This window comes from Hassallia byssoidea VB512170, from assembly GCF_000817785.2.
GTDB lineage: Bacteria > Cyanobacteriota > Cyanobacteriia > Cyanobacteriales > Nostocaceae > Hassallia > Hassallia carrinoi.
Genome location: NZ_JTCM02000018.1, coordinates 16646 through 40116 on the forward strand (window position 1 = coordinate 16646; position 23471 = coordinate 40116).

General features: G+C 42.4%; 20 protein-coding genes and 1 pseudogene. 11 read left to right on the forward strand and 10 right to left on the reverse strand.

Features of this window, described 5'->3' with window-relative positions:
• Positions 1–101: 101 nt before the first annotated feature.
• Positions 102–560: a hypothetical protein gene (locus tag PI95_RS11035; RefSeq protein WP_039737447.1), complete on the forward strand. Its 459-nt coding sequence runs from the start codon at positions 102–104 to the stop codon at positions 558–560.
• 73 nt (positions 561–633) lie between these two features.
• On the opposite strand, the gene PI95_RS11040 is transcribed toward PI95_RS11035, so the two are convergent.
• Positions 634–1842, reverse strand: a complete 1209-nt coding sequence (locus PI95_RS11040) for a NupC/NupG family nucleoside CNT transporter (RefSeq protein ID WP_039737448.1) — start codon at positions 1840–1842, stop codon at positions 634–636.
• A gap of 256 nt (positions 1843–2098) precedes the next feature.
• Here PI95_RS11040 and PI95_RS11045 point away from each other — a divergent pair.
• Positions 2099–2399: pseudogene (locus PI95_RS11045) on the forward strand (peptidase).
• A gap of 36 nt (positions 2400–2435) precedes the next feature.
• Here PI95_RS11045 and PI95_RS35860 read toward each other — a convergent pair.
• The 3 genes from PI95_RS35860 to PI95_RS11055 form a co-directional block, all read right to left on the reverse strand.
• Complete coding sequence (locus PI95_RS35860; protein ID WP_336507201.1) at positions 2436–2975, reverse strand: RNA-guided endonuclease InsQ/TnpB family protein; 540 nt, start codon at positions 2973–2975, stop codon at positions 2436–2438.
• A 6-nt stretch (positions 2976–2981) separates the two neighbouring features.
• Positions 2982–3542: an RNA-guided endonuclease InsQ/TnpB family protein gene (locus PI95_RS35865; protein ID WP_336507200.1), complete on the reverse strand. Its 561-nt coding sequence runs from the start codon at positions 3540–3542 to the stop codon at positions 2982–2984.
• Positions 3543–3871: 329 nt separating this feature from the next.
• Positions 3872–5272, reverse strand: coding sequence for an amidohydrolase family protein (locus tag PI95_RS11055; protein ID WP_039737449.1), 1401 nt, complete (start codon positions 5270–5272; stop codon positions 3872–3874).
• Between the two features lie 79 nt (positions 5273–5351).
• Between PI95_RS11055 and PI95_RS11060 the strand changes: the two genes are divergently transcribed.
• A complete protein-coding gene (locus PI95_RS11060; protein WP_039737450.1) occupies positions 5352–6119 on the forward strand; it encodes a cysteine hydrolase family protein in 768 nt (255 codons plus the stop codon).
• A gap of 141 nt (positions 6120–6260) precedes the next feature.
• Positions 6261–6716, forward strand: coding sequence for a cupin domain-containing protein (locus PI95_RS11065; protein ID WP_039737451.1), 456 nt, complete (start codon positions 6261–6263; stop codon positions 6714–6716).
• Positions 6717–6865: 149 nt separating this feature from the next.
• Here the strand turns inward: PI95_RS11065 and PI95_RS11070 are convergent, their stop codons facing one another.
• The 3 genes from PI95_RS11070 to PI95_RS11080 all read right to left on the reverse strand — a co-directional run bounded on the left by PI95_RS11070 (position 6866) and on the right by PI95_RS11080 (position 15860).
• Positions 6866–13399, reverse strand: coding sequence for a PAS domain S-box protein (locus PI95_RS11070; RefSeq protein WP_052324637.1), 6534 nt, complete (start codon positions 13397–13399; stop codon positions 6866–6868).
• Between the two features lie 136 nt (positions 13400–13535).
• The gene (locus tag PI95_RS11075) at positions 13536–14813 is read right to left on the reverse strand and encodes a S41 family peptidase (RefSeq protein ID WP_039737452.1); all 1278 of its coding nucleotides are present in this window, start codon (positions 14811–14813) and stop codon (positions 13536–13538) included.
• A 66-nt stretch (positions 14814–14879) separates the two neighbouring features.
• Complete coding sequence (locus PI95_RS11080; protein WP_039737453.1) at positions 14880–15860, reverse strand: aldo/keto reductase; 981 nt, start codon at positions 15858–15860, stop codon at positions 14880–14882.
• A 102-nt stretch (positions 15861–15962) separates the two neighbouring features.
• Here PI95_RS11080 and nudC point away from each other — a divergent pair, with 102 nt between their 5' ends.
• On the forward strand, positions 15963–16775 hold the full coding sequence (nudC, locus tag PI95_RS11085) for an NAD(+) diphosphatase (protein ID WP_039737454.1): 813 nt from the start codon (positions 15963–15965) through the stop codon (positions 16773–16775).
• Positions 16756–17511 (forward strand): PAP/fibrillin family protein, encoded by a 756-nt coding sequence (locus PI95_RS11090; RefSeq protein WP_201280398.1) that lies wholly within the window; start codon positions 16756–16758, stop codon positions 17509–17511. Before nudC ends, PI95_RS11090 begins: the two co-directional genes overlap by 20 nt.
• Before the next feature lies 1 nt (position 17512).
• On the opposite strand, the gene PI95_RS11095 is transcribed toward PI95_RS11090, so the two are convergent.
• On the reverse strand, positions 17513–18070 hold the full coding sequence (locus PI95_RS11095) for a MerR family transcriptional regulator (protein ID WP_163518798.1): 558 nt from the start codon (positions 18068–18070) through the stop codon (positions 17513–17515).
• A gap of 246 nt (positions 18071–18316) precedes the next feature.
• On the opposite strand from PI95_RS11095, the gene PI95_RS11100 reads away from it, so the two are divergent.
• Positions 18317–18943, forward strand: a complete 627-nt coding sequence (locus PI95_RS11100) for a 4Fe-4S single cluster domain-containing protein (protein ID WP_039737456.1) — start codon at positions 18317–18319, stop codon at positions 18941–18943.
• A gap of 80 nt (positions 18944–19023) precedes the next feature.
• Positions 19024–19338 (forward strand): hypothetical protein, encoded by a 315-nt coding sequence (locus PI95_RS11105; protein WP_039737457.1) that lies wholly within the window; start codon positions 19024–19026, stop codon positions 19336–19338.
• A 5-nt stretch (positions 19339–19343) separates the two neighbouring features.
• Here PI95_RS11105 and PI95_RS11110 read toward each other — a convergent pair whose 3' ends face one another.
• Together PI95_RS11110 and PI95_RS11115 are read right to left on the reverse strand one after the other, a co-directional pair.
• The gene (locus PI95_RS11110) at positions 19344–20222 is read right to left on the reverse strand and encodes an alpha/beta fold hydrolase (RefSeq protein ID WP_052324639.1); all 879 of its coding nucleotides are present in this window, start codon (positions 20220–20222) and stop codon (positions 19344–19346) included.
• A 63-nt stretch (positions 20223–20285) separates the two neighbouring features.
• Positions 20286–21011: a DUF3891 family protein gene (locus PI95_RS11115; protein ID WP_039737458.1), complete on the reverse strand. Its 726-nt coding sequence runs from the start codon at positions 21009–21011 to the stop codon at positions 20286–20288.
• Positions 21012–21221: 210 nt separating this feature from the next.
• Between PI95_RS11115 and PI95_RS11120 the strand changes: the two genes are divergently transcribed.
• From PI95_RS11120 to PI95_RS11130, 3 genes are read left to right on the forward strand one after another with little or no spacing between them, the layout of a single operon-like run.
• Positions 21222–22112 carry a carbohydrate ABC transporter permease gene (locus tag PI95_RS11120; RefSeq protein WP_039738244.1) on the forward strand — a complete coding sequence of 297 codons (891 nt, stop codon included), beginning with the start codon at positions 21222–21224 and terminating at the stop codon, positions 22110–22112.
• 57 nt (positions 22113–22169) lie between these two features.
• Positions 22170–22481 (forward strand): type II toxin-antitoxin system RelN family antitoxin, encoded by a 312-nt coding sequence (locus tag PI95_RS11125; RefSeq protein WP_373695698.1) that lies wholly within the window; start codon positions 22170–22172, stop codon positions 22479–22481.
• Entirely contained in the window at positions 22453–23349 is an 897-nt protein-coding gene (locus PI95_RS11130; RefSeq protein ID WP_039737459.1) for a helix-turn-helix transcriptional regulator, read from the forward strand. The genes PI95_RS11125 and PI95_RS11130 overlap by 29 nt, the downstream gene beginning before the upstream one ends.
• Positions 23350–23471 lie beyond the last annotated feature (122 nt).

Below are 23471 nucleotides of genomic sequence, written 5' to 3' on the forward strand. Positions count from 1 at the left end.
TTAACCCCCAGACAGATTTTTAAAAAAGCAAAATTACTCTAGCCGCAGTAAAATTTTGTAAGCTATAACCGGAAAAAGACAATGATGGATGGGTAGAACAAGTGCGAAAAAATCAACTGCTTTACATCTTATTTGCACTTAGCTTACTAAGCATTTTAGGCTTTTCTTACGTCTCGGATCTCTCAGAGCGATCGCCAATCACTAGTTGCCGCAGATGGGGATTTTATTCGTCAAAAGGTGAAAAATATTACGCTCATCCAGAGAAAATTGTAGTAAAACCTTGGGTTGGTCCGCATAATGTTTACGGCATGTTCATGATTCCGGATGGATATCGTAATGACTTTTTCTTTACAGTCACAATAGATAAAACTGACGTTCACTGCGGAGTTATGGATGAAGCTGCTACAAAATTTGCCGCAGGCGTAAATGCCAAACCAGGATATTATCTGATAAAAGGACTTTTGAACACGCGAGTTGCTCTTCAACTAATTATCCAAGGTAAAGGAGATCAATTAAAGCAGCCACAAAATTGGAGAGTGGGTTACGTCAATAAAGAATGAGGGGAATGGGGAATGGGGAATGGGTAATGGGGAATAGCTTTTTCCAATTACCAATTACCAATTACCAATTCCTTCATACCAACATCCCCGCAATACAAGCGGTGATAAAACCTGCAAGCAATCCGCCAATCATCGACTTTACACCCATACGTGCCAAATCGTGCTGGCGGTTCGGTGCCATCCCCGTAATACCACCGATGGTAATCCCGATTGAGCCGATATTCGCAAAATTACACAGCGCGTAAGTTGCAATAATTACTCCTCGCTGGGAAATTTTGCCATCTTTAATCAGTTTCCCTAAATCCACGTAAGCAATAAACTCATTTAAAATAGTCTTTTTACCCAACAACGCTCCGACTTGTCCGCAATCAGCTAAAGGCACGCCCATCAACCACGCCAAAGGTGCCATAATAAAAGATAATATCCATTCCAATGACAACTGCGGTAAATTAACAAGCGCTCCCAACCATCCCAGCAGCGCATTCACAGCGGCTAACAATCCCAAAAAGGCAATAATCATCACCCCCACATTAACGGCTAATTTCACGCCGTCAAGCGCCCCTGTTGTAGCAGCATCTATCACATTGACGTAATTCGTCTGAACATCCATCTTTATCTTACCCACTGTGTCCGATACTTCCGTTTCTGGGTAAAGCAGTTTTGCTACCACTAAAGCAGTAGGGGCTGTCATAAAGAAAGCGGCAATCAAGTGTTCTGCTGGTATACCAAGCGATAAATAAACACCCACTACCCCACCTGCAACTGTCGCAAAACCAACTGTCATCACTGCAAATAATTCTGATTGCGTCATTGTTGCGACAAAGGGTTTAACGATTAACGGTGATTCAGTGGGTCCCAAAAAGATGTTACCAGCAGTCGATAACGATTCAGCTCCTGATGTTTTCATTGTCTTCATCATCACCCACGCCAGCTTATTCACCACCCACTGCAAAATACCGTAGTGGTACAACACACTGATGAAGGCAGAGAAAAAGATAATTGTTGGTAGCACTTGAAAGGCAAATAAATGCTCTTTAAAATTCTCTCCAAAGACAAATTTTGCACCTTCATCAGAGAATGCTAAAAAATTACTTACCACATCGCCGAGAGATTTAAATACAGCTAAACCACCGGGAGTTTTCAGAATTAGCAGCGCAAAGGCAAACTCCAACCCCAACCCCCAAGCGATAGTTCGCCAACGTATAGCGCGACGGTTGTTAGATAATGCGTAGGATATGGCGATGAAAACTAATACACCCAATGCGGAAATAGCGCGTTCCATGTATACTCCCAAGGCAATTAAGGTATTGTAGAAACGTTCCGTCCGGAACGTCTCTACTAAGACACAAAGAATACACAAAAATATATCCCTTTTTTTACTTCCTGATGTCTTTAGTGGTAAACCACCTTTTCGGGGTAAATTCTGTTCATTACGAACCAAACGAGTTTGTGCAGCAACCTTTTTTACACTTGGTTTCTTCTAAAATTGAGTTATTTACTGCTTAAAAAACAGGTGAAATTAACTTAGGAAATTATTGATGATACGTAGTTTCAGAAAATACCATCGCCAAGCAAGCGATCGCTCTTTGTCTTCCCTTATTTCTCACCGTACTCACCGGCATGGGTTTTACTATTGCCCACGAATGGTTGCACCAAGACCAATTAGGCAGGTTTCTCCTCGGACTTCACACCTTGGAAATTTTACATTTAGAGAAAATTTATCCCCTCTTAAACGGTTTGGGGTTAGTCGGCTTGTTGATTACTGGTGTAAGTATGATAGGTTTATTTCGCATTCATAGCTTAAGAATTATCTGCTACATAAAATCTAGACAAAACTAGACATTACTTGACGTTTCAATGGGAGCATGGGAGCGGTTATCCCTTAACGTCCAGACACGGTTTAGCCAACCGTGCATAATTTTCCAGATTTTGAGATGCATTTAAATCTCGGTCGGCAGTGTGCTGACATTTCTGACACACATAAACCCGCTCTCTGAGACTAATTTCTCGAATTTCTCCACAATTTGAACAAGTTTTACTAGATGGATAAAATCTATCAACTTTTACGACAGTTCCACCATATCTAATTACTTTATATTCAACCTGTCTACGAAATTCAGAAAAATTGGCATCACTGACAGCACCAGCTAACTTATGATTTTTCAACATCCCCGAAGTATTCAAATCTTCCAAAGCAATTACTGCGTGGTTTTTGCAGATAAATGTAGTTGCTTTGTGGGTGGCATCTTTACGTATATTAGCAATACGTCGATGCCCCTTAGATATTCTTAATTTTTGTTTTTTATAACGATTACTACCTTTAACTTTTCTCGAAAGTTGACGCTGTAATCTCGTTAACCTTTTTTCCGCTTTTTGGAAAGCTTTTGGGTTGACAAAAATCACTCCTGTTGTAATGGTAGCTCAAGTTTTTATCCCTAAATCAACCCCGACATAATCATATTCTTTTTTGGTGATTTGGGCTGCTATTTCATAAGAACAAGAAATGTACCAATCTCCTGCTGTTTGAGATATAGTGAGCTTTGTGGTTGTTGTGCGAGGTAAAGATTCATAAGTATAAACCCATCCAATGGTAGGTAATTTTATTCGTTTACCACCCAAATTTATTGGTTTTCCGCCTGCATTAATTGTAAAACTGTCATTTCTCCCTTTTCGTTTAAACTTGGGATAGTCTGCACGTTTTTCAAAGAAGTTTTTAAAGGCTTTCCCTAAATTCTCAAAAGCAAATTCTGTGATTTTTTGACAAATACCTTTTTCTTTAATCCATGTCAAAACTGGTTTAACTTCATTATTAAAAAATTTCTTTAAAATCAAGTGATTTGGTTGATATCCTGACCGATATAAAGCTTGCCATGTTGCCAGTCCCCAGTTGTATGTAAATCGGGATATTCCAACGTGTTTTGACATCAGAATTTTTTGTGCTGATGTCAATTTTAGCTTGGTTTTAATAGAGGTCAGCAACACAAATTTACTTTGATGATTTAGCAACCACGTTTCAAATCATCACATAACTTGTCGAGGTAAGTCTAGGAGGTTGATGTAAATTTTCTTAAAATAAATGGACGGTTTTTTGGTGCGGTTTGTCAAGAAATGTCAGGTTTTGTCGGGGAAATAGTCTATTAGGACATAACTCACGCAAAGGCAAGGCAGCGCGTTGCGGGGGTTCCCCCCGTTGTAGCGACTGCCGTGCAAAGGCGCAAAGAAGAACTTTTTTACTTTGCGACGGCAGTTGCTTTAAGCCGGGAAACCCGTCCAACGCACTGCCTCGTCTTTGCGACTTTGCGTGAGACAATCTAACTCAAATTCATCACCGTGCGATAATGCGCTTCAATTTGCGCGACGGTTTGCGATTTGCGGGTTGTCTGCCACTGACTGTGGTTGAATAATTCTTGCCGCAAGTTATCAACATCGATAGTTTTCACTTTACCATCGGCGACGATTTGCTTGCCATTCACCCAGACGCTATTTACAACGTTGGTGGGACGACCTAATACTAATAAACCAATTGGATCTGTACGCGGCAAGAGTGATAAACTGGTGAGGTCATACATTACTAAATCGGCTTTTTTCCCAACGCTGAGAGAACCGAGTTCCGAAGTCATATTTAGTGCTTTTGCACCACCTAAGGAAGCCATTTCTACAGCTTGACGGGGTGTAATCCAGTGTTGATAATCTGAGTCGGTGACGTTGTGCAATATTGAACCGATTTTGATCGCTTCGAGTAAGTCTTGGGAATCGTTGCTGGATGCACCATCACAGCCAAAGGTGACGTTTATCCCAGCTTGACGATATTTTAATATGGGAGCGATGCCGCTGCCTAAACGCAAATTGCTTAAGGGGTTGTGAACGACTGTAGATTTCGTTTCTGCAAGGATGGTGATGTCAGCTTCAGTTAAGTGAACGCAATGTGCTAGAGAAGTGCGATCGCTTAAATACCCAATTCGTTTAAGATGTTCTACAGCACTGCAACCGTATTTTTCTTGAGCGAGTTTTTCTTGCGCTTTGGTTTCGAGTAAGTGCGAATGACGGCAAAGGTCATATTTTTCGCTTAATTCAATACACCCGGTAAACAAAGCATCAGAACACAATTGTATCCCTGTTGGTGCTGTAGCAATATACATACCCTCATCTGGACGATGAAATTGCTTTACCGCTTCAGAAATAATTTCTAATGTTGCCTGCGTTGAGCGAAAATAAGGCTCATGGATTTGTTCTGATTCTCCGGATGGTATCCCCGCACTCAAAGATTCATCTTGAATTAACGGTGCGACAAAAGCACGAATTCCCACTTCTTTGTAAGCGCGAACCGCAGAGGCAATGGTTTCTAACTCTTTCCCCGGAATTAGTACCAGATGATCTACTACAGTTGTACCACCCGAAAGTAAAGTTTCTACGGCTGTACCCAACGCGCTGAGATAAACCTTCTCAATATCCAGGGGTGCAAAGTCGTAAAGTTCCGCTAACCATAATTCCAGGGGAAACACTGACATAATTCCCCGCTGCCACATTTCTGAAGAGTGAGTGTGGGCGTTGACGAAACCGGGAAGTAACAGTTTATTTTTACCATCAATTGCGCTGTTCGTCGCATCACACCCAGGAGAGATTGCAGCGATCGCATTATCTACAACCTGCACATCTACGGTGTCGTAACCGTTTTCAACCGGAATTAAAACATTTCTTATTGTATCCACAATATTTAACCTTAATTAAGTAATTTCACTTCCAGGCAAATTCAAGGTACAAAGTAAAAAATGATGTTGGGTGAAGGAATTTATGAATTTGCCTTTTCGGACATTGGGAGTTGCACCAAATGCTTGGACGGTGAATCATGCGATCGCAGATATCACTCGTCCTCCCGTAACCCCACAAAGAGTTATCTTAACAACAGAAACTAAAGAGGTGCGTCTTGATTTGGCAAAAGCCGCCATCCTCGTCATTGATATGCAAAACGACTTTTGTCACCCTGATGGTTGGTTATCACATATTGGCGTAGATGTCAAGCCTGCGCGTCAGCCCATCGAACCTTTGAAAAACTTACTTCCAGAACTTCGGGCTGCTGGAGTTCCCGTAATATGGGTAAATTGGGGCAATCGTCCCGACTTACTCAATATTAGCGCCGCATCGCTTCACGTTTACAACCCCACGGGCGAAGGTGTAGGATTAGGCGATCCCCTACCTGCCAACGGTGAATTAGTACTAATGGCAGGTAGCTGGGCAGCTGCGGTAGTCGATGAACTCGAACAACTACCCGAAGATATTACCGTAGATAAATACCGCATGAGTGGCTTTTGGGATACTCCTTTAGATAGTATCCTGCGGAATCTGGGAAAGACGACACTGTTCTTTGCTGGTGTGAACGCAGACCAATGTGTAATGACCACGTTATGCGATGCCAACTTCTTAGGATATGACTGCGTGTTAGTCAAAGACTGCACTGCGACAACTTCTCCTGAATATTGTTGGTTAGCGACGCTGTACAACGTCAAACAATGCTTCGGCTTTGTAACTGACTCTCAAGCGATTTTAAAAGTGTTGAAGTAGATAGTGGATAGTTGATAGTTGATAGTGGTTAGTGGATAGTGGTTAGTAGTTCTGAGTAATTTTTGACAACCAACAACCAACAACTAACAACTAACAAATAACAATTAACAACCATCGACAACTTATAAGGAAATAAATCAAATGCCCACTAATAGTTGTGTAATTCCTGTTGTCAAGTCTCCTAAAGATTACCAAACCTATCGCATTAGTCCCGATGCTACAAATCGGTTAGCAATCATCTTTGATTCGGCAACTGCTAACTCTTCCTTAACTTCTTGTATAGAAATTTTTGATGTCGGTGGCGAAACACCGCCCAATCGCCATCAATGGGCTTTAGAAATGTTTTTTGTCATCAAAGGAGAAGGTCTTGCTGTTTGTGACGGAAAGTCTGTAGAAATTAAAGCTGGAGATAGTTTGTTAGTGCCACCCACGGGCACGCATCTAATTAAAAATACCGGTTCAAGTCGCTTGTATTTGCTGACAATAATGGTTCCTAATGAATATTTTGCGGAATTAATTAGAAGTGGTATCCCAGTAGAATTAGATGAGGAAGATATGACAGTACTTGGAAGATTAGATTCTTTAATGCCCTGTTGAAAAGGTAAAATATATACTAATGGGGCATGGGGAATGGGGAATGGGGAATGGGTAATGGGTAATGGGGAATGGGTAATGGGTAATGACTTTTCTCATTTCCAATTCGCTTTTTCCCAATTACCAATTACCTATTACCAATTACCTATTACCTACTTAGTTGCCAATTTCAGAATTTTTTCAAACAAAAAGTTATTAGCTAAATCAGTTAAACAGTCTTTTAGTAAAACATATTCTGGTGGAATTTGCTCAAGCAAATCAAAAATTAGGTCATCGCTGCATTGAGCTGCGGCATTGTATACTTGTGCTAACCATTCTGGCGACATTTGAGATAACAAAGGCACTAAATCGCCAGATAACAATATTTCTTGTGTGGTTTTTTTAGTTTTTTCTGATATTTCCGCGCTTGATTCTTGATAAATATATTCTAACCCCAGATACTGGCTAAGTTTTTCTAATAGTATTTCTTCTCGGAATGGCTTATTAATAAAATCATCACAACCCGCTTGCATGATTGCTGTTCGTTGTTCCTCAAAGACGTTAGCAGTTAAGGCAATGATTACCGTTGTTATTTGTCTGTAGTCTTCTTTAAATGACTCTCTAGCTTTAATCTCCTTGGTGGCTTCATAGCCATCCATCACGGGCATCCGCATATCCATTAAGATTAAGTGTGGTTGCCAAGTTGACCAAATAGCGATCGCTTCATCACCATTTGCAGCTTCTTTAACTGCAAAACCTATGTCTGTTAGTAGTTTAACTAGCAGCAAACGGCTTTCTCTGACATCATCAACTACCAAAATGCGATATTCTCTTTGCTTGGGCACCAAACCAATAACTCGGCGTTTAGTTTGAGTAATTTCAATTTCGCTTTCTGTTGCTAGACTAACTTTAATATCAAAAGTAAATGTACTTCCCGCACCAAAAGTACTGCTGACGCTAATATCTCCCCCCATTAATTGCACGTATTTACGGCTAATTGCTAAACCTAGTCCTGTTCCCTGTTGCGATTTTTTCCCACTTTCAGTTTGCCCAAACGCAACAAAAAGCTGGTCGAGTTCTTCCGGGGAAATACCCACACCGGTGTCTTGTATCTCGAAGATTAGGGAGTGGGGAGTGGGGAGTGGGGAGTGGGGGGATGGGGGAGAGGGGGGGGATGGGGGAGCAGGGGAAGCAGGGGGAGCAGGGGAAGCAGGGGGAGTGGGGGGAGGTGAGGGAGATGGAGAGACAAACTCTCCCTGCTCCCTGCCCCCTGCCCCCTGCCTCCTGTCCCCTTGTCCCCCTTGTCCTCCTTGTCCCCCTTGTCCCCCTTGTCCTCCCACTCCCCCACTTCCCCACTCCCCCAGCAAGACGCGCAGTGTCACACTACCGGTATCGGTAAATTTGATGGCGTTTCCTAAAAGGTTGAGTAAAACTTGGCGCAGTTTGCTTTCGTCGGTTTGTATATATTGAGGAATGGTTAAAGAATATTCAAATGTTAATTGTAAGCCTTTGTCAGCGGCGCGGAAGTGCAACATGTCTTGCAAGTTATCCAACAAGCGAATTAAGTCAAAGCTGCTGGGATTTAATGTTGTTCTACCAGCTTCAATTTTGGACATTTCTAGAATGTCGTTGATTAAATTAAGTAGATGTTCGCCGGCGCGATTGATGATTGTCAGGTTTTGCTGATTTTCGCTGGATAAAGAATTTTCTCGACTCATAACTTGAGTGAAGCCAAGAATGGCGTTAAGTGGGGTACGCAGTTCATGACTCATGTTGGCGAGAAATTCGCTTTTAGCGCGGTTAGCAGCATCAGCAGCGATCGCAGCTTGTTGTAGTGCTTGTGACTGTCTTTGAGTTTGTGCTAGCAATTCTGCTTGCTGCAAGGCAACTCCCAACTGATTGCCGATTTGAACTGCAATGCTAATTTCTCCTGTTTTCCATTGTCGGGGAGTGGAATTTTCATAACTTGCCAGCAATCCCCACAGTTGATTACCACAGTAAATCGGTACTGTAATGTAAGCTTTTGCTTGAAAGCGTTCTAAAAGTTGGACATAACAATCTTCAAATCCAGCTTTGTAAATGTCGGGAACACAAAGAAAACTTGCGCCTCGAATGTACATACCGCCTTGAGTTTTTTGCAGATAACTATCCAAAACCTGGTTCTGGTTATCTTGACTATTTAACATTCTGACTACACAACGGTCATCTAGTAAAGCACCATTGGTGAAGTTGGGATCGTTTTGATCTTCTTCTATCAGAGAAATCCAGTTATTGCTTACCGACTCGGCGACAAATTCGCCACTCCAGTTGTCATTAAAACGATAGACAACTACGCGATCGCAGTTGAGTACTTGCCGCAATTCTTGAGTTGTCGCGGCAAATATCGTCTCTATATCCAATGTCTCGCGCATCCTTTGAATTACGCGAGCGATGGTACGTTCTCTTTCTGCACTTTCATGCAAAGCTACTTCTGCTACTTTATGCTCAGTTATATCCGTTATTGTACCGATAAAGCCTTTAATTTCTTTGTTATCGTCAACTTCAGGTAATGCTTGACAAATGACCCAAATATCCGTGCCATCAGCACGTAAAAAGCGATGCTCGCATTGATACAGAGTTTGATTTGCTGCGGCTTCCATCCAGACGGCAAAAACGCGATCGCGATCTTCTGGATACAAAGCAGATATCCAACCCATCCCCAAAGCCTCTTCTTGTGAGTATCCAGTCATCTCTGTCCAACGTTTATTTATATAGAAGCAATTATTCTCGGCATCAGTATGAAATATGCAAACTGGTGCGGCTTCTGCTAAAGTTTGATAGCGGCGCTGGCTGGTAAGCAATGCTAACTCTACTTGCTTGCGAGAAGTAATTTCAACTACAACTGTACCCACTCCAGACAAGTTCCCATCCTCACCAAGAATCGGAAAGTAAGAAGCGAGGAAATGACGCTCAGTATCCGGTTGCTTGGTTGATGCAACGCTGACTTCTAAATTAAGAATCGGTTCACCAGTCTTCAACACCTGCTCGTAAAATGGTGCAACCAAGGGAGCGATAACGGCGGGTACGATCTCATAGATAGTTTTGCCAATATAATCAAGCTGGCGTCGTCCGTAAATTTCTGCCAACAGTTCGTTAATTTGCACAAACCGCAATTGATTATTTAAAATGCTCATCCCCACCGGCGCACAACCAAAAAAGGCATTGAGACGCGCTTCTCTTAAAGCTAGTTCTCTTTCTAAAGTTTTGCGCTCAGTAATGTCTTTGTGGGTACCGGTCATTCGCAGCGGCTGACCTTTATTATCCCGTTCGCAAACCTGACCGCGAGACAGAATCCACTTCCACTTACCCATACCGGTACGCATCCGAAATTCTACTTCATAAACGGGAGTAGCACCTTGAAGATGGGCGTTTAAAGCTTTTTTAACTACGGGCAAATCTTCTGGATGTATTAATACCTCAAAAGCTGCCATATTATCTGCAATCTCGTGTTCTTTGTACGAAAGCATTTTTTTCCAATGCCAATCGCGATAAACTTTACCGGTGCTGAGATTCCAATCCCACAAGCCTAAATTGCTACCTTCTAAAGCTAGCTGTAAACGTTCTTTGCTTTGTTGGTGTTGTGCTTCTATGTGTTTTCGCACTATTAGCGCACCTAACTGGGCAGCTACTAAACCAACTAATTCCAGCAAACGCTTATCTAGTGGTAGCGAGCTGCGTTTAAAAAACACCAAAACTGCCAAGACTTGATTATCAGATTGAATCGGAACGGCAAAACCGGCTTTGAATCCTACACGGGCAGCTATTTGAGAGCGGAGAAAAGTTGGCTTGCCAACCGCAGTTACATCTTCGATCCATTCTGGCTGTTTAGTTAACCAAACTCGTCCTGGTAGTCCCACACCAGCAGCAAATGTGATATTTTGGCTATGGCGGTTGAATTTTTCTAACATGCTTTGGTCTTCGCACCAAGCCAGTTTATGTTCTAAAACAGTATTATCTTCACTGGGTATCCACGCCTCACCAAAATCCCAGTTAATTGTGTGACAAATTAAACGCGAAACTCGTTCTAAAGCACTGTTGACATTTTGGGCGCGGGTAATAGCTTGGGTTGTTAACAACAGCAAACGGCTTTCATTTTCCGCGTGCTTGCGCTCGGTAATGTCTTTAGATGTACCAAGCATGTACTGTTGTTGGTCAATCTCGATTAGTTCCGCACTAAACAGTACCGTCCTAACTTCTCCAGTTGCAATACGAAAATCGATTTCATGATTGCGAATAACTTTCGTCTGTTGCAAAATTTGGGTGAGGAAAGCACATTCTTCAGTATTCACCCAAATATTCAATTCTTGCTTGATGCGACCGATAATTTCAGAGCGAGAACAACCAAAAAACTTACAGAAGCTGTCGTTAACTTCGATATAACGTGTTTCCGGAAAAGTCGAGAGAGCAATTGGGTCGGGAGATGACCGAAAAGCTGATGCAAACTTTTCTTCAGAAGCGCGTCGCGCTGCTTCCGAGGATTTGCGCTGTGTAATATTGCTTGCTGTGCCTGTGATGCCGACAACTAAATCGGCTTCATTTTGCAAAGCGATCGCATTCACCATTAGATAAATCAGGCTACCATCTTTAGCGATGCGCTTCGTCTCATATTGAAACACAGTTTCACCGCAGAGAACACGCGCAAATAATTCTCTATCTGCCGCAACTTGTTCTCTTGGTATAAAATCAAGCCAAGAACGCCCAATCATTTCTGCGGGTTCGTAGCCGAAAACTTTTCTCACAGCAGAGTTGACAAAAGTAATATATCCGTGGATATCCGTTTTCCAAATTACATCTTGGGATGTTTCAACTAAGCGGCGATATTTGCTTTCATTCGCTTTTAAAGCGGCTTCTGTTAAAAGGCGATTGCGAATTTCTGCTTGTAGTTGGATATTTTGAATGTATAACTCGTCACGAGCTTTTTGATGTTGTTCTAGTAGTGTAGCTTGTGCGAGGGCAATTCCCACATTCGCGGCGATAGACTCTAATAATTCAATTTCTGCGGGTGTCCATTCTCGGTGGCGATCGCATTGATGTAAACCAATTACGCCATTAGCTTCACCTTTGTAAGAAGTGCGTACTGCCAGCAAGGACTTCATTTCCAGCTGTCGGCAAATATCTTGGACATTTTGCAACAGTGGATCGGCAAAGACATCATAAGAGGCGATCGCTTCATCTTGCAATAATATTTGTTGCAAATGAAGATTGCCCGCAACGGGTATTTCAAAATTCATCAACGAAGCATAGCCAGGAGATAAAAATTCGCCCAAAATGGGAATTTTTGGATTTGGCAAGCTGACGTAAGTATGAATAAGTACGCGATTCACATCAAGCGTCTCACCTATTTGACTAGCAGCTGTCTCCAAAATTTTTTTGGGATCTAATTCCGAACGAATTTTATCTGTAATTTGTCTGAGTAAATTACTGCGGTTAAGTTGTTGTTGCAGCGCATCTTCAGCAAGTTTGCAATAACTAATGTCTGTTATTGAGCCAGTTATTCGCATCGGCTTTCCGGCTTCATCCCACAGTGCCTCTCCTCGTGACAAAATCCATTTATAACTATTATCTTTGCAGCGCATTCGGTACTGAGCAATGTATTGGGTACTTTGGCGATTTAGGTAAGCCATTAAAGCACTCATCATCCGCTCAAAATCGTCAGGATGAATCAACTTCGTCCATTGTTCAAAATTATTCAATTCATCCTCAAGATATCCCAGTATCTCTCTACAGCGGGCAGAGAGGAAATGTTTATTAGTTCTCAGGTCGCGATCCCAAACGCCATCATTATTACCTTTGAGAGCTAATTGCCAACGTTCTTCGCATTTTGTCAAAGCTTTTTCTGCATCTTTGCGGCTAGTAATATCCATTACAGAAGTCACGACAAAAATTTTGCCGTCATCTTTGGAAAAAATCCCCCGCGTCATATTCACAGTTAACCGCAAATTATCTTTTCGTCTAATAGTAACTTCTTGATTTTCATCTTGTGCGCCATTGCGGATAAAATCTTGATATTCTTGAATTAAATCAGCTTTTTCTGCCTCTGTTAAACTTGGATAATGCAAAGTAAACAATTGAGCAATAATTTCTTCTCTAGTCAACTGATAAAGCTGACAATACGCTGGATTGACATCGACAACATATCCATTTTGATCCGTCAGACAAATTCCGACTTGGGTAAAATTTAAAATAGATTCTATTTGTGTATTACGGTTCTTTAACTCAACCGCAATCCGCTGACGCTCTTTTATTTCATTTTCTAGTTGATAATTCTGCTTTTGTAACTGTTTTTGCAGCCTTTGGATCGTCAGTTGATTTTCTACTCTGACAAAAATTTCTTCAACTTGAAATGGTTTGGTGATGTAGTCTACAGCACCCATTTTAAAGGCTTTCACCCTGTCAAAAACATCTTCCCCGTTGCTGAGAAAAATTACGGGGATATCGCGAGTTATTTCATCAGCCTTCAGTTGTTGGCATGTATAGCCATCAACTGAAGGCATTTTAATATCCAGCAAAATTAAATCTGGCGGAGCCAATTGCGCCACCATTAGAGCTTTAGAAGCTATATTTACACCCCGAATTGTGTATCCGCGTTGGGACAGAGTAGCAGATAAAAGTTGCAGATTATCCTGCGAATCATCAACTATTAAAATACTGCCTTGATTTGCGTGCATTGGGAATTGGGAATTGGGAGTAGGGAGTAGGGAGTAGGGAGTAGGGAATTGGTAATTGGTAATTCCCCATTACCCACTACCCAGTACTTAGTACATAGTACCCACTCCCCACCCCCTACTCCCCACTCCCTACTCCCTACTCCCCAGTCTTTTGCAACACAGTTTCTATCGCTCGCTGTTTTTGCGGATCTGCTCCTTGAGCGTATTCTAAGGAGAAGGGAACGCTGATATCTGGGGTGACACCCTTACCCTCTAACCTTTGATCGTTATTGAGAAATACATTTGTGACTGCAACGTAAAGCAGGCTGTTATCTTTCATTAAAAACGGACTACCAGCAACTACAGCACCGGTTGTTTTGGAACCAATTACTTGTCCGATGCGGTGTTGTTGAAAAGCAAACGCGAGAATTTCCTTACTGCTGCGGCTACCTTCATTGACCAACATCACCGCAGGCTTTTTCCATTGATAATTATAGGTATATTGTTTGCCATTGCGTCGAATATTCGTGACGCTTGGTCCTGGTTTTGCGGTAAATATGTTGAGATAATCTAAATCTCCTCCACCCCAACCGTCTCTAAGATCCAAAATTAATGCGTCTGCGCTTGACAGACGACCATAAATTAGGTCATCTTGCAACTGTTGCTGATGCGGATCGGCTGCATTTGACCAAATATGAATATAGCCTATTTTCTTGCCTTGTTGTTCAATTACTTGAGTGCTGGCTTGTTGAGCATCGAAAAAGATTTTAGTTGTATCGAACATCTTTGGGGCGATCGCTATTTCTTGCCGACTATTTACATCCGCTGTTCTCTGAATCAACAATTTAACTTGTTGACCCGCTTTACCCGCAAAAGATTGTATTGCTTGATACGGCTTACCATCTACACTCAGTATTTCATCGCCCACCTTCAAGCCGGAAGACGCCGCCGGACTTTTATCTAGAATCGCTTTCACAAAAATCTTGCCGTTAATCTCTTTGGTAAACGCCCCAATACCACTGTATTCAATTTTGCCTTTGGGGAAAATCTTTCTTAATTCCTTCTGTAAATCTCTACTTCTCGGATAAAAAATCCCTAAAAGCTGGTAATATTCCGGTTCATTTGCAGTGTAAAAGCGAGTGTGCGAAGTCCGCAACTGAGAAAGCATCTGATTGATGATGACAGCAGCTTCTTCAGTTGACTTTGCCCGCGCTATTTGAGGTTTATACTGTTCTCGGATGGCTTTCCAGTCTACTCCGTTAAATTTCGGGTCAAAAAAGTTGTCGTTTACTGTTTGCCAAACTTGCTCAAAAACTTGAACCTCTGGTTTTGCCAAAGTCGGTAATAGCGGCGCCAACCACAGCAAAAGCAATACAGAGAAGCTAAAAAGGATTATTATAGCTAGACGGTTTAAGCGAGATCGAAAGTTTTTCATCGTAGTGAGCGCTTCAGCGCTCTGATATCAGAGGACTGAAGTCCTCACTACAGTCCTCACTACATTTTATCTATTCACGCTGCTCATATCAGCATAGCGATCGCCTGCGGCAACACCTAATGGTGATACTTCATCAATTCGTGCAAGTTCGGCTGGTGTTAATGTAATATCTACCGCTGCAACATTCTCTTCTAAATAAGCTACGCGCTTTGTTCCCGGAATCGGTACAATGTCTTCTCCTTGCGCTAGCAACCACGCTAAAGCTAATTGTCCCGGTGTCGCATTTTTTTCCTTAGCGATTTCCTTCACACGCTCCACAACCTGAAGATTTTTGTCAAAGTTTTCACCTTGAAACCTAGGTAAATTTCTCCTAAAGTCGTCAGGTGCAAAGTCATCTGGACTGGTAATTTGTCCGGAAAGAAAGCCTCTACCCAGTGGACTGTAGGGAACAAAGCCAATCCCCAAGCTGCGAATAGTCGCTAAAATCTCGTCTTCTGGTTCGCGTTGCCAAAGTGAATATTCGGACTGCAAAGCCGTAATTGGGTGGACAGCATGAGCGCGTCGAATAGTTTCTGCCGCTGCTTCCGACATTCCCAGGTAGCGGACTTTACCAAGTTGTACTAACTCTGCCATTGCCCCGATAGTTTCCTCAATGGCAACATTGGGATCGACGCGATGCTGATAATAAAGGTCAATGTAATCAACACCAAGCCTTTGCAAAGAAGCATCGCAAGCCGAGCGAACATACTCCGGGCTACCGCTGACACCACGAGAACTGCTATCATCAGTACGCAGGATACCAAATTTAGTTGCTAAGACAACGCGATCGCGTCTATCCTTAATTGCCTTACCAACAAGCTGTTCATTTGCTCCTTTGCCATACATATCAGCAGTATCCAGCAAATTTACACCCAAATCCAAAGCCCGGTGAATCGTCGCGATAGATTCAGTCTCATCAACCGCACCGTAAAACTCAGACATACCCATACATCCGAGTCCCAATTCCGAAACCGTCAAACCCTGACTTCCTAATTTGCGTGTCTTCATAAATTCTCTCCTCGTAGTAAGCACTTCAGTGCTTAAAAAATATCTCCATCACTCGTCCGATGCCGGGAAAGCTTACGATAAAAGTCAAACAGTTCTACACGCATGACTAGAATTTTCATTCCCGGAATCACTCCACCCACACAACAGTCTCAACCAGCTTGGTGGTTTGCCTTTGTGGGCAATAAACTACTTATTCGTAATGACACTTCCAACCAAATTCCGCATTTAATAAGCTTGGCAGAAATTAACTTAACCCCAGTGCGGACACAATTTCTCGGCACAATTGATAATCACCCGTGTTATTGTGCCGAATTACCAAAAGATACTGTTCCTCCTGAGGGCATGATTTTTCGAGGACTGCGCGAGTTATACGGTATTCTGGAAGAAGATTTTTTCGCACTTAGCGGTCGAGCCTTTCAAATTATGGAATGGGATCGCACGCACCAATATTGCGGACATTGTGCAACTGCGACAACACAATTATCAGGCGATCGCGCTAAACGCTGTCCTAATTGTGGTTTAGTTAATTATCCTCGCCTTTGTCCAGCTATCATTGTTTTAATCTCTCGTGGGGAAGAACTTTTATTAGCCCGCGCTAATCGATTCCCCCAAGCAATGTACAGCGTACTTGCCGGTTTTGTCGAACCAGGAGAATCCTTAGAAGAAACCCTCATCCGCGAAGTTAAAGAAGAAGTGGGGATTTCAGTCAAGAATATTCGCTATTTTGGCTCTCAACCTTGGCCCTTTCCCAACTCGTTGATGATTGGCTTTACAGCAGATTATGCTGATGGTGAAATCGTCATCGAAGAGCAAGAAATAGCAGACGCAGCTTGGTTTAAAAAAGATAATTTACCACAGATTCCTCCAAAGTTGAGCATTGCGCGTAAACTAATTGATGCATTTGTATCTAGTTGAAGAAATTCACCGTTATTTCCCGTGCTTGTTAAGCAAAAGCCGTTATGTAGTAGTGACAAGCGATCGCTATCAACTACAAGCATTCAGCATTCTGAAAACACAAATAAATTTTTGGGAGAAGATTATAGTGAGCGTTCTCGCAAACCTCAAAAAAGAGTTGATTTCTATTTCAACTGCCACTGACATTGGCTTTAACTCCACCCCAACAATCAAGCAGCAAATCGAGACATTAGCGGAATCTCTGGAAGTGCTAAATCCAACTGTTGAACCTACAAGCTTTATGGAATTGGTTCAAGGGCGCTGGCAGTTGTTGTACAGTACATTCGGATTAGAACGAGAAACTACACTTCAACGTCTTTCTTTTGGAAAGCTGCCGAATGTGACGGTTAATGTTACTGGTATCTTTCAAGAAGTTTATCTGGATAATCAGCAGTACATTAACTTAATTGAGTTTACCGTAGGTTCCGATGTTAAAGGCGTTGCTGCGGTAACAGGACGCTACAGAGTAGAAGACTCTAAACGTCTCAACATTGATTTTTTAGAAACCTCCGTTAAAAGTGCAAGCAACGATTTGGATGTTTCCACCTTTCGCTCTTGCTTAGGAATCGATTCTCAATCAGCTTTAGAATCAAAGCTTGATTTTAGCGGTTGGTCGGATATTACCTATTTGGATGAAAATTTGCGTCTCATGCGTGGCAATAATCAAAATTTGTATGTGCTGGTGCGAACCAACTAGGCTAACTGATTGGTGAGTAATGTGTATGAGTTGCGTTTTGTTTGAGATCGGATTTTACAACTTCAGCTTTCTCAAGAGCCGATACCGTTGAAGATAAGCTAGACTTTAGCGTAGCCTCTTGTTTTGATTGCTCCTGAGTTAAACAGTTTAATGAGTCATGTTGGAGATGAATAAAGGCATTATCAGTTTTGTTGCTGGCTTCTAACTTTTTGTAGTGTTGGATTTTTTTCTGAATTACCTCTAAATTGTGATTAAGTTCGCGGATGCCTTTTTGAACCTGACGTTCATGAGCTTCGAGAATTAAACGGCGATCGCTTATAGCCTCAGGTTTCTCTCGATACAAGAACGCAAACTCTTGCATCTGACGAATTGGCATTCCTGTTGTTCGCAATCGAGTCAAAAACTCTATTCGCGTAATATCGTCAGTACGGTAACGACGATGACCGTTTGCCGCTCGGTTGACTGGCTCCAACAGCCCTTGACGCTCATAATAGCGAAGTGTATGTACACTCAGCCCGGTAAGCGCCGCCACCTGTTGAATCGTGAGTTCTGTTTCCATCGCCACCTCCGCAGAACTATACAAACTACCTTAAAACTTAGAGTGCGCTCTAAGTCAAGTGTTTTGAGAAAAAAAATTTCAAATTGCAACCGCACCCTATAGCGGATGAACGCGGATAAAATAAATATCCGCGTTTATCCTTTGTGTATCAGCGGTTTAAATCCTGTCACAGTATCAGTCCTGATGTACTGCAAGCCTTTGCTAGCTATAGTTAACGGTTAAGGCTCACAGTTAAAAGGAGGCAAGATGGAAAAACAATCAATCAACCCATCCCCAGCACTCGAAGAAATTCCCCCTGGCTGTCTCAACATCATGGGTTATATTGATGAGTCAGAAGTCAACGGTCCTGGTTGTCGTGCTGTAGTGTGGGTGCAAGGTTGTTTGCGCGAGTGTCCGGGCTGCTTTAATGTTGAATCTTGGTCATTTGAGATTAACCAACTAATTTCTATTGACAGCCTCGCCGAAAAAATCCTCAGTAATCCTCGCAACACAGGTGTAACATTTTCTGGAGGAGAACCTTTTTGGCAAGCACCCGCGCTGGCAAGTTTGGCGCGTCAGCTAAAAGCCGCAGGACTAAATGTGATGTCTTTTACAGGGTTCACTTTAGAGAAACTACAGTCAGAATCTGCACCAGCAGGGTCACAAGAGTTGTTAACACAGCTTGATATTCTGATAGATGGGGCTTTTGTCGAGTCAAAAGCAATTAATTCTCCTAACTCCCCGGTGTCTTCTACTAACCAGCGGGTGCATGTGCTTAATCCAGCCTTCCAAGACCAGATTACCTGGGCAAGCGACCAAATAGAAATTCATGTCCTCAAAGATGGTAGCCGCATCATTACTGGTTATCGCGGTAGTTGGGTAGAACAATCTTAAACACGAATCAGTGCAAGTGTCACACGAAAATGTAAAAGAAGCTCGTAGTAAGCGCTGAAGCGCTTATTTTAAGCACTAAAGTGCTTACTACGAGTTCCGAACACGAAGTTCCGAGTTCCGAACACCAACTTTCGAGTTCAGAACATCAACTTTCGAGTTCGGAACTCGAACTTTCGAGTTCAGAACATCAACTTTCGAGTTCAGAACACGAAGTTTCGAGTTCCGAACACGAAATTCCGAGTTCCGAACACGAAGTTCCGAGTTCAGAACACGAAGTTTCGAGTTCTGAACACGAAATTCCGAGTTCCGAACACGAAGCAATCGAACTTACACTGAACAAATCTCGTCCGATGATTCTTGGGGCTGCTTTGCTCACTACTGCCCCAAGAGATTAGGAAGCTTAACCGCTTGTTGCGATCCAGTGCAGCAGCTCGTTATCGAAGAGGCGACTCTCTTCAAGTTGGGGGGTGTGACTGCTTTTATCGAACACTCTGACAGTCAGATCGCGGAAACTCGCACGATACGGCTCCCAAGCAAAGTATGGGGCAACCAGATAGTCGAAACGTCCCAACGCCAGCAATACGGGGATATCGAGATCGGCGAGACCGTTGGCGATCTCGATGTCGCGAAACACCTCGCCGAAAATGTAGTCGAACATGTCCATGTTGACGTGAACATCTGACCACAGCGGTGTCGCGTCGAAAGTTGGGTCATACCAGCTTCTGGCTCCCTGTCGGATGCAGTAGGTGATGAACCGTTTTTCCGGCGCAGCGGCGATTTCATCATACAGCAGTTGTAAATCGCTTTCGAGTTTTGCCTTACGTTCGGGACAGACCGCTTCTCGCCAATACTCCTCGGTCATTTTGGCGTGAGCGGCGCTATGGCTTGGACCAGTGGCGATTATAACGAGGTGCGTCACATGCTGCGGATACCTCTTGGCATACTCAAGTGCCATGTAACCGTGACCGGAGTGTCCAATGACCACGATTTCTGACAACGCCAGATGCTGCCGGATTAGCTCCACATCGGCTAAAATCACGTCGAGTGCATAGTCGGACTTCGTGACCTCACCGACAGGTTTGGAAAAGCCTCTGTGATCGACGAAGATTAACTTTAGCTCCCGCCGCAATTCGGCTGAGAAGGTTCTTGGATAATAAATTGAGCTACCGATTACGAGGGCTGGTTTACCGCTGCCCTCAATCGAATAACCCAGTTCAAAACTTCCGGAACGAATCGTTCCGCGCTCGACGAAGTAATCGGCGTTTCCGAGTTGGGACATATCATAAACCTCGACTACGGTCCGGCTCAAATTGCATTTACCCACACCCCAAGCAACCGATAACTACTTGACAAATTTCCACTCTAATGTTTTAATTGGTGCTGTTTGAAGCGCCTCAGTCAGTTCGTCATTACTGCTAAATTGCACTTGATCGAGATAGCAAGCTTCCACTCTGACAGTAAACTCTTGCTCTTGAAAAGCCCAAGGTTGTACAGTGACAGTGCGATCGCTGCGTTGCATAACATCGTAGCGTGTATTATTTAGATAAGAAGTAATTTCTAAAGCACGTTCGCCATCAGGTAATTGCTGTTTGCAGAGAATCAGTGACAAGCGCTCGCACCATAACAAAAAAGCGTAAGCTTCAGCGGCTTCATCTTTGCTAATATTTAACTCCTTACGCCATTGCTCTTGATTTTCTAATTGTTCATCGAGAAAACTATCCAATTCTTTTGATTCACCGCGCTTTCCCTCATTGAGCAAACTCATGTGCATAGAAATTAGCATCGCCACCCATCGTCCCCGATAGCGGGCATTTTGCGTATGCGATCGCAGCCTTTCGAGATAGGTTTTCTTTTCTAAAGTAAAATCTAGTGGAGCACCAGCTTCAGTCAGGTGATTACCTTCCCACTCTTTTTCCAAATCATCATGATGGGAAATTGCAGCGATCGTTTCCAGCCAGCGTATCGGACGATCCTTTGCATTCCAGTGTCCCGCCAATTCAGCAGCAAGCAAAGCATGTGCGCGATGATAAATAACTTCCCATCCCTTCTCATGTTGATTAACTATCATAAATCATCCTCATTAATCTAGAAATTTGTGTAAAATATCCAGGACTTACGCAAAAACCAAGATCGCTCCTCCTATTCCTCTGTGTTCTCCGCGCCCTCTGCGGTTCGTTTTTTGGTCATTTTGCGTCAATCCCAATTAATCAGCTTCCTTATCTTGCACTCATCCACAGCAGAAAATCCATCCACCAAAAGCACGAAAAAAAACGCCCCTATGAATAGATTGACACCCAAAAATTGGATTATTATCCAACAGCGATTAACTCCCTACTTCTTTTTGCTACCCGCATTAATTATCTTAGGCTTAACCGTCTTTTATCCAGCACTGCAAGCGTTTTACCTCAGTTTTACCCGCTACGAATACGACATTACCCAAGCACCGCAATGGGTAGGTTTTGCCAACTTCCAGCGCTTATCCAAAGACCCAGTTTTCTGGCAAACTTTAGTTAATACACTGATTTATCTTGTCGGTGTAGTGCCCATTTTAGTCATTGCCCCCTTAATTTTGGCAATTTTGGTAAATCAAAAACTACGGGGAATGAATTGGTTTCGAGCAGCTTACTACACACCAGTAGTAATTTCAATGGTAGTTGCGGGTATCGCCTTCAAATGGCTGTATGCCGAAAACGGCTTACTCAATCAGTTGCTCAAAGGCATTTTTCCCGAAGGAATTCCTTGGTTAACTAGCCCCAAATTTGCCCTTTATAGTGTAATGGCAGTCACCATCTGGAAAGGATTAGGCTATTACATGGTGATTTATTTAGCCGGCTTGCAATCAATTGGTGCCGATGTCTACGAAGCCGCAGCAATTGATGGTTCAGATGGAATTAGCAAACACTGGGATATTACCGTCCCCTTGATGAAACCTTATTTAGCATTAGTAGCAGTAATTTCTGCCATTTCTGCCACCAAAGTCTTTGAAGAAGTCTACATCATGACTGAAGGTGGACCGCGTAACAGTTCCAAAACGATAGTTTATTATCTTTATGAACAAGCTTTCAATAACTTAGAAATTAGTTATGCTTGCACAATTGGGCTAGTGTTATTTTTAATAATTTTGAGCTTATCGATAGTGCGACTCTTCCTTAATGGTGTTAGTTTATAGAAAAAGTAAGCAGATACATCTTGATAACAGCAATCATAAAAAATGAGAGCGCAATAAGTGACGGTAAGTATTGATGAAAACGTCAGTCTAATTGGAGAAACGATGAAAGCAATTAAAGTGATGGCAACCATTGATGAGGAGGGACAACTTACTTTAGAGCGACCCTTAATAATAAATAAGAACAGTCGCGTTGAAGTAATAGTCCTCATTCCAGAAGAAACAGAAATCGATGAAGAAGATAAATCTAAAGAAGCGATTATAGAAGATTTTCGTCAAGCTTGGCATGAAGCGATGACTGGACAAACGATTTCTGTTGCTCAACTTTGGGAAGGAATTGAGGATGCAAATAGAGAAACCTTTAATAATTAATGCCACCGAACCAGAAAAACTTAAACCAATCCTTCCCAAACCTGTAATTCTTTCCACCCCAGTGACAGGTTGGAATGGTTTTTATTTTGCCTATCATCGACAGTTAAATCATAAAATTCCGGAAACTTGCCCTGACCAGCATATTAGTGCCATTTGCATTGAAGGTTTTCAGGCAAACATGAAAATCAACAAACAATGGCAACATAAATCTTACGCTGCGAGTGATGTCGCGATTTTTCCAGCACACCAAATATCTCCAGCAGTAGAGTTTGAGCAGGAATTAGGATTTATTATCCTTTGTCTTGAGCCAGAATTTGTGCATCGCGCTGCCTATGAATCAGTTGATGCTGATAACGTTGAAATTATCCAGCAATTGCAAAGCCACGATCCCTTAATTCAACAAATTGGACTTGCATTAAAAAGAGAATTAGAAATCAGTATAATTGATAGTCGCCTTTATGCAGAGTCAGCGGCAAATATGTTGGCAGTGCATTTATTGAAACGCTATTCAACGCGGAAACTTATTATTAAAGAATATACAGGTGGATTGCCAAAGTACAAATTAAAAGAGGTACTGACATATATTAACGATAACTTAGAAGCAAATTTATCGCTGGCAGAAATTAGTGCGATCGCTCAAATGAGTCCGCATTATTTTGCCAGCTTATTCAAGCAATCAACAAAAATCGCACCTCATCAATATGTCACAAAATGCCGAATCGATAAGGCAAAACATTTACTCGCAAAACGAGAATTATCAATTCTACAAGTTTCCCACCTAGTAGGATTTCAAAGTCAAAGTCATTTTGCTAAAGTCTTCCGTAAATACGTCGGCATTACTCCTCAAGCATTTAGAGCAAATTTCTAATAAATCATACTAATCTCTATATTTTAAATAGCTATATAACAATCCTAAATCATTCATCAAACTCCCTCTTTCCTCCTCTGTGTTCTCTGCGTCTCTGCGGTTCGTTTTTTCCCTATAAACAG

Bases quoted from the DNA above. Each gene is read 5' to 3' on its own strand.
- PI95_RS11080 (WP_039737453.1), bottom strand. From the start codon at position 15,860: ATGAAGACACGCAAATTAGGAAGTCAGGGTTTGACGGTTTCGGAATTG.
- PI95_RS11060 (WP_039737450.1), top strand. From the start codon at position 5,352: ATGAATTTGCCTTTTCGGACATTGGGAGTTGCACCAAATGCTTGGACG.
- PI95_RS11075 (WP_039737452.1), bottom strand. From the start codon at position 14,813: ATGAAAAACTTTCGATCTCGCTTAAACCGTCTAGCTATAATAATCCTT.
- PI95_RS11040 (WP_039737448.1), bottom strand. From the start codon at position 1,842: ATGGAACGCGCTATTTCCGCATTGGGTGTATTAGTTTTCATCGCCATA.
- PI95_RS11130 (WP_039737459.1), top strand. From the start codon at position 22,453: ATGCAAATAGAGAAACCTTTAATAATTAATGCCACCGAACCAGAAAAA.
- PI95_RS11120 (WP_039738244.1), top strand. From the start codon at position 21,222: ATGAATAGATTGACACCCAAAAATTGGATTATTATCCAACAGCGATTA.
- PI95_RS11115 (WP_039737458.1), bottom strand. From the start codon at position 21,011: ATGATAGTTAATCAACATGAGAAGGGATGGGAAGTTATTTATCATCGC.
- PI95_RS11095 (WP_163518798.1), bottom strand. From the start codon at position 18,070: ATGGAAACAGAACTCACGATTCAACAGGTGGCGGCGCTTACCGGGCTG.
- PI95_RS11090 (WP_201280398.1), top strand. From the start codon at position 16,756: ATGCATTTGTATCTAGTTGAAGAAATTCACCGTTATTTCCCGTGCTTG.
- PI95_RS11110 (WP_052324639.1), bottom strand. From the start codon at position 20,222: ATGTCCCAACTCGGAAACGCCGATTACTTCGTCGAGCGCGGAACGATT.
- PI95_RS11065 (WP_039737451.1), top strand. From the start codon at position 6,261: ATGCCCACTAATAGTTGTGTAATTCCTGTTGTCAAGTCTCCTAAAGAT.
- nudC (WP_039737454.1), top strand. From the start codon at position 15,963: ATGACTAGAATTTTCATTCCCGGAATCACTCCACCCACACAACAGTCT.
- PI95_RS11100 (WP_039737456.1), top strand. From the start codon at position 18,317: ATGGAAAAACAATCAATCAACCCATCCCCAGCACTCGAAGAAATTCCC.
- PI95_RS11070 (WP_052324637.1), bottom strand. From the start codon at position 13,399: ATGCACGCAAATCAAGGCAGTATTTTAATAGTTGATGATTCGCAGGAT.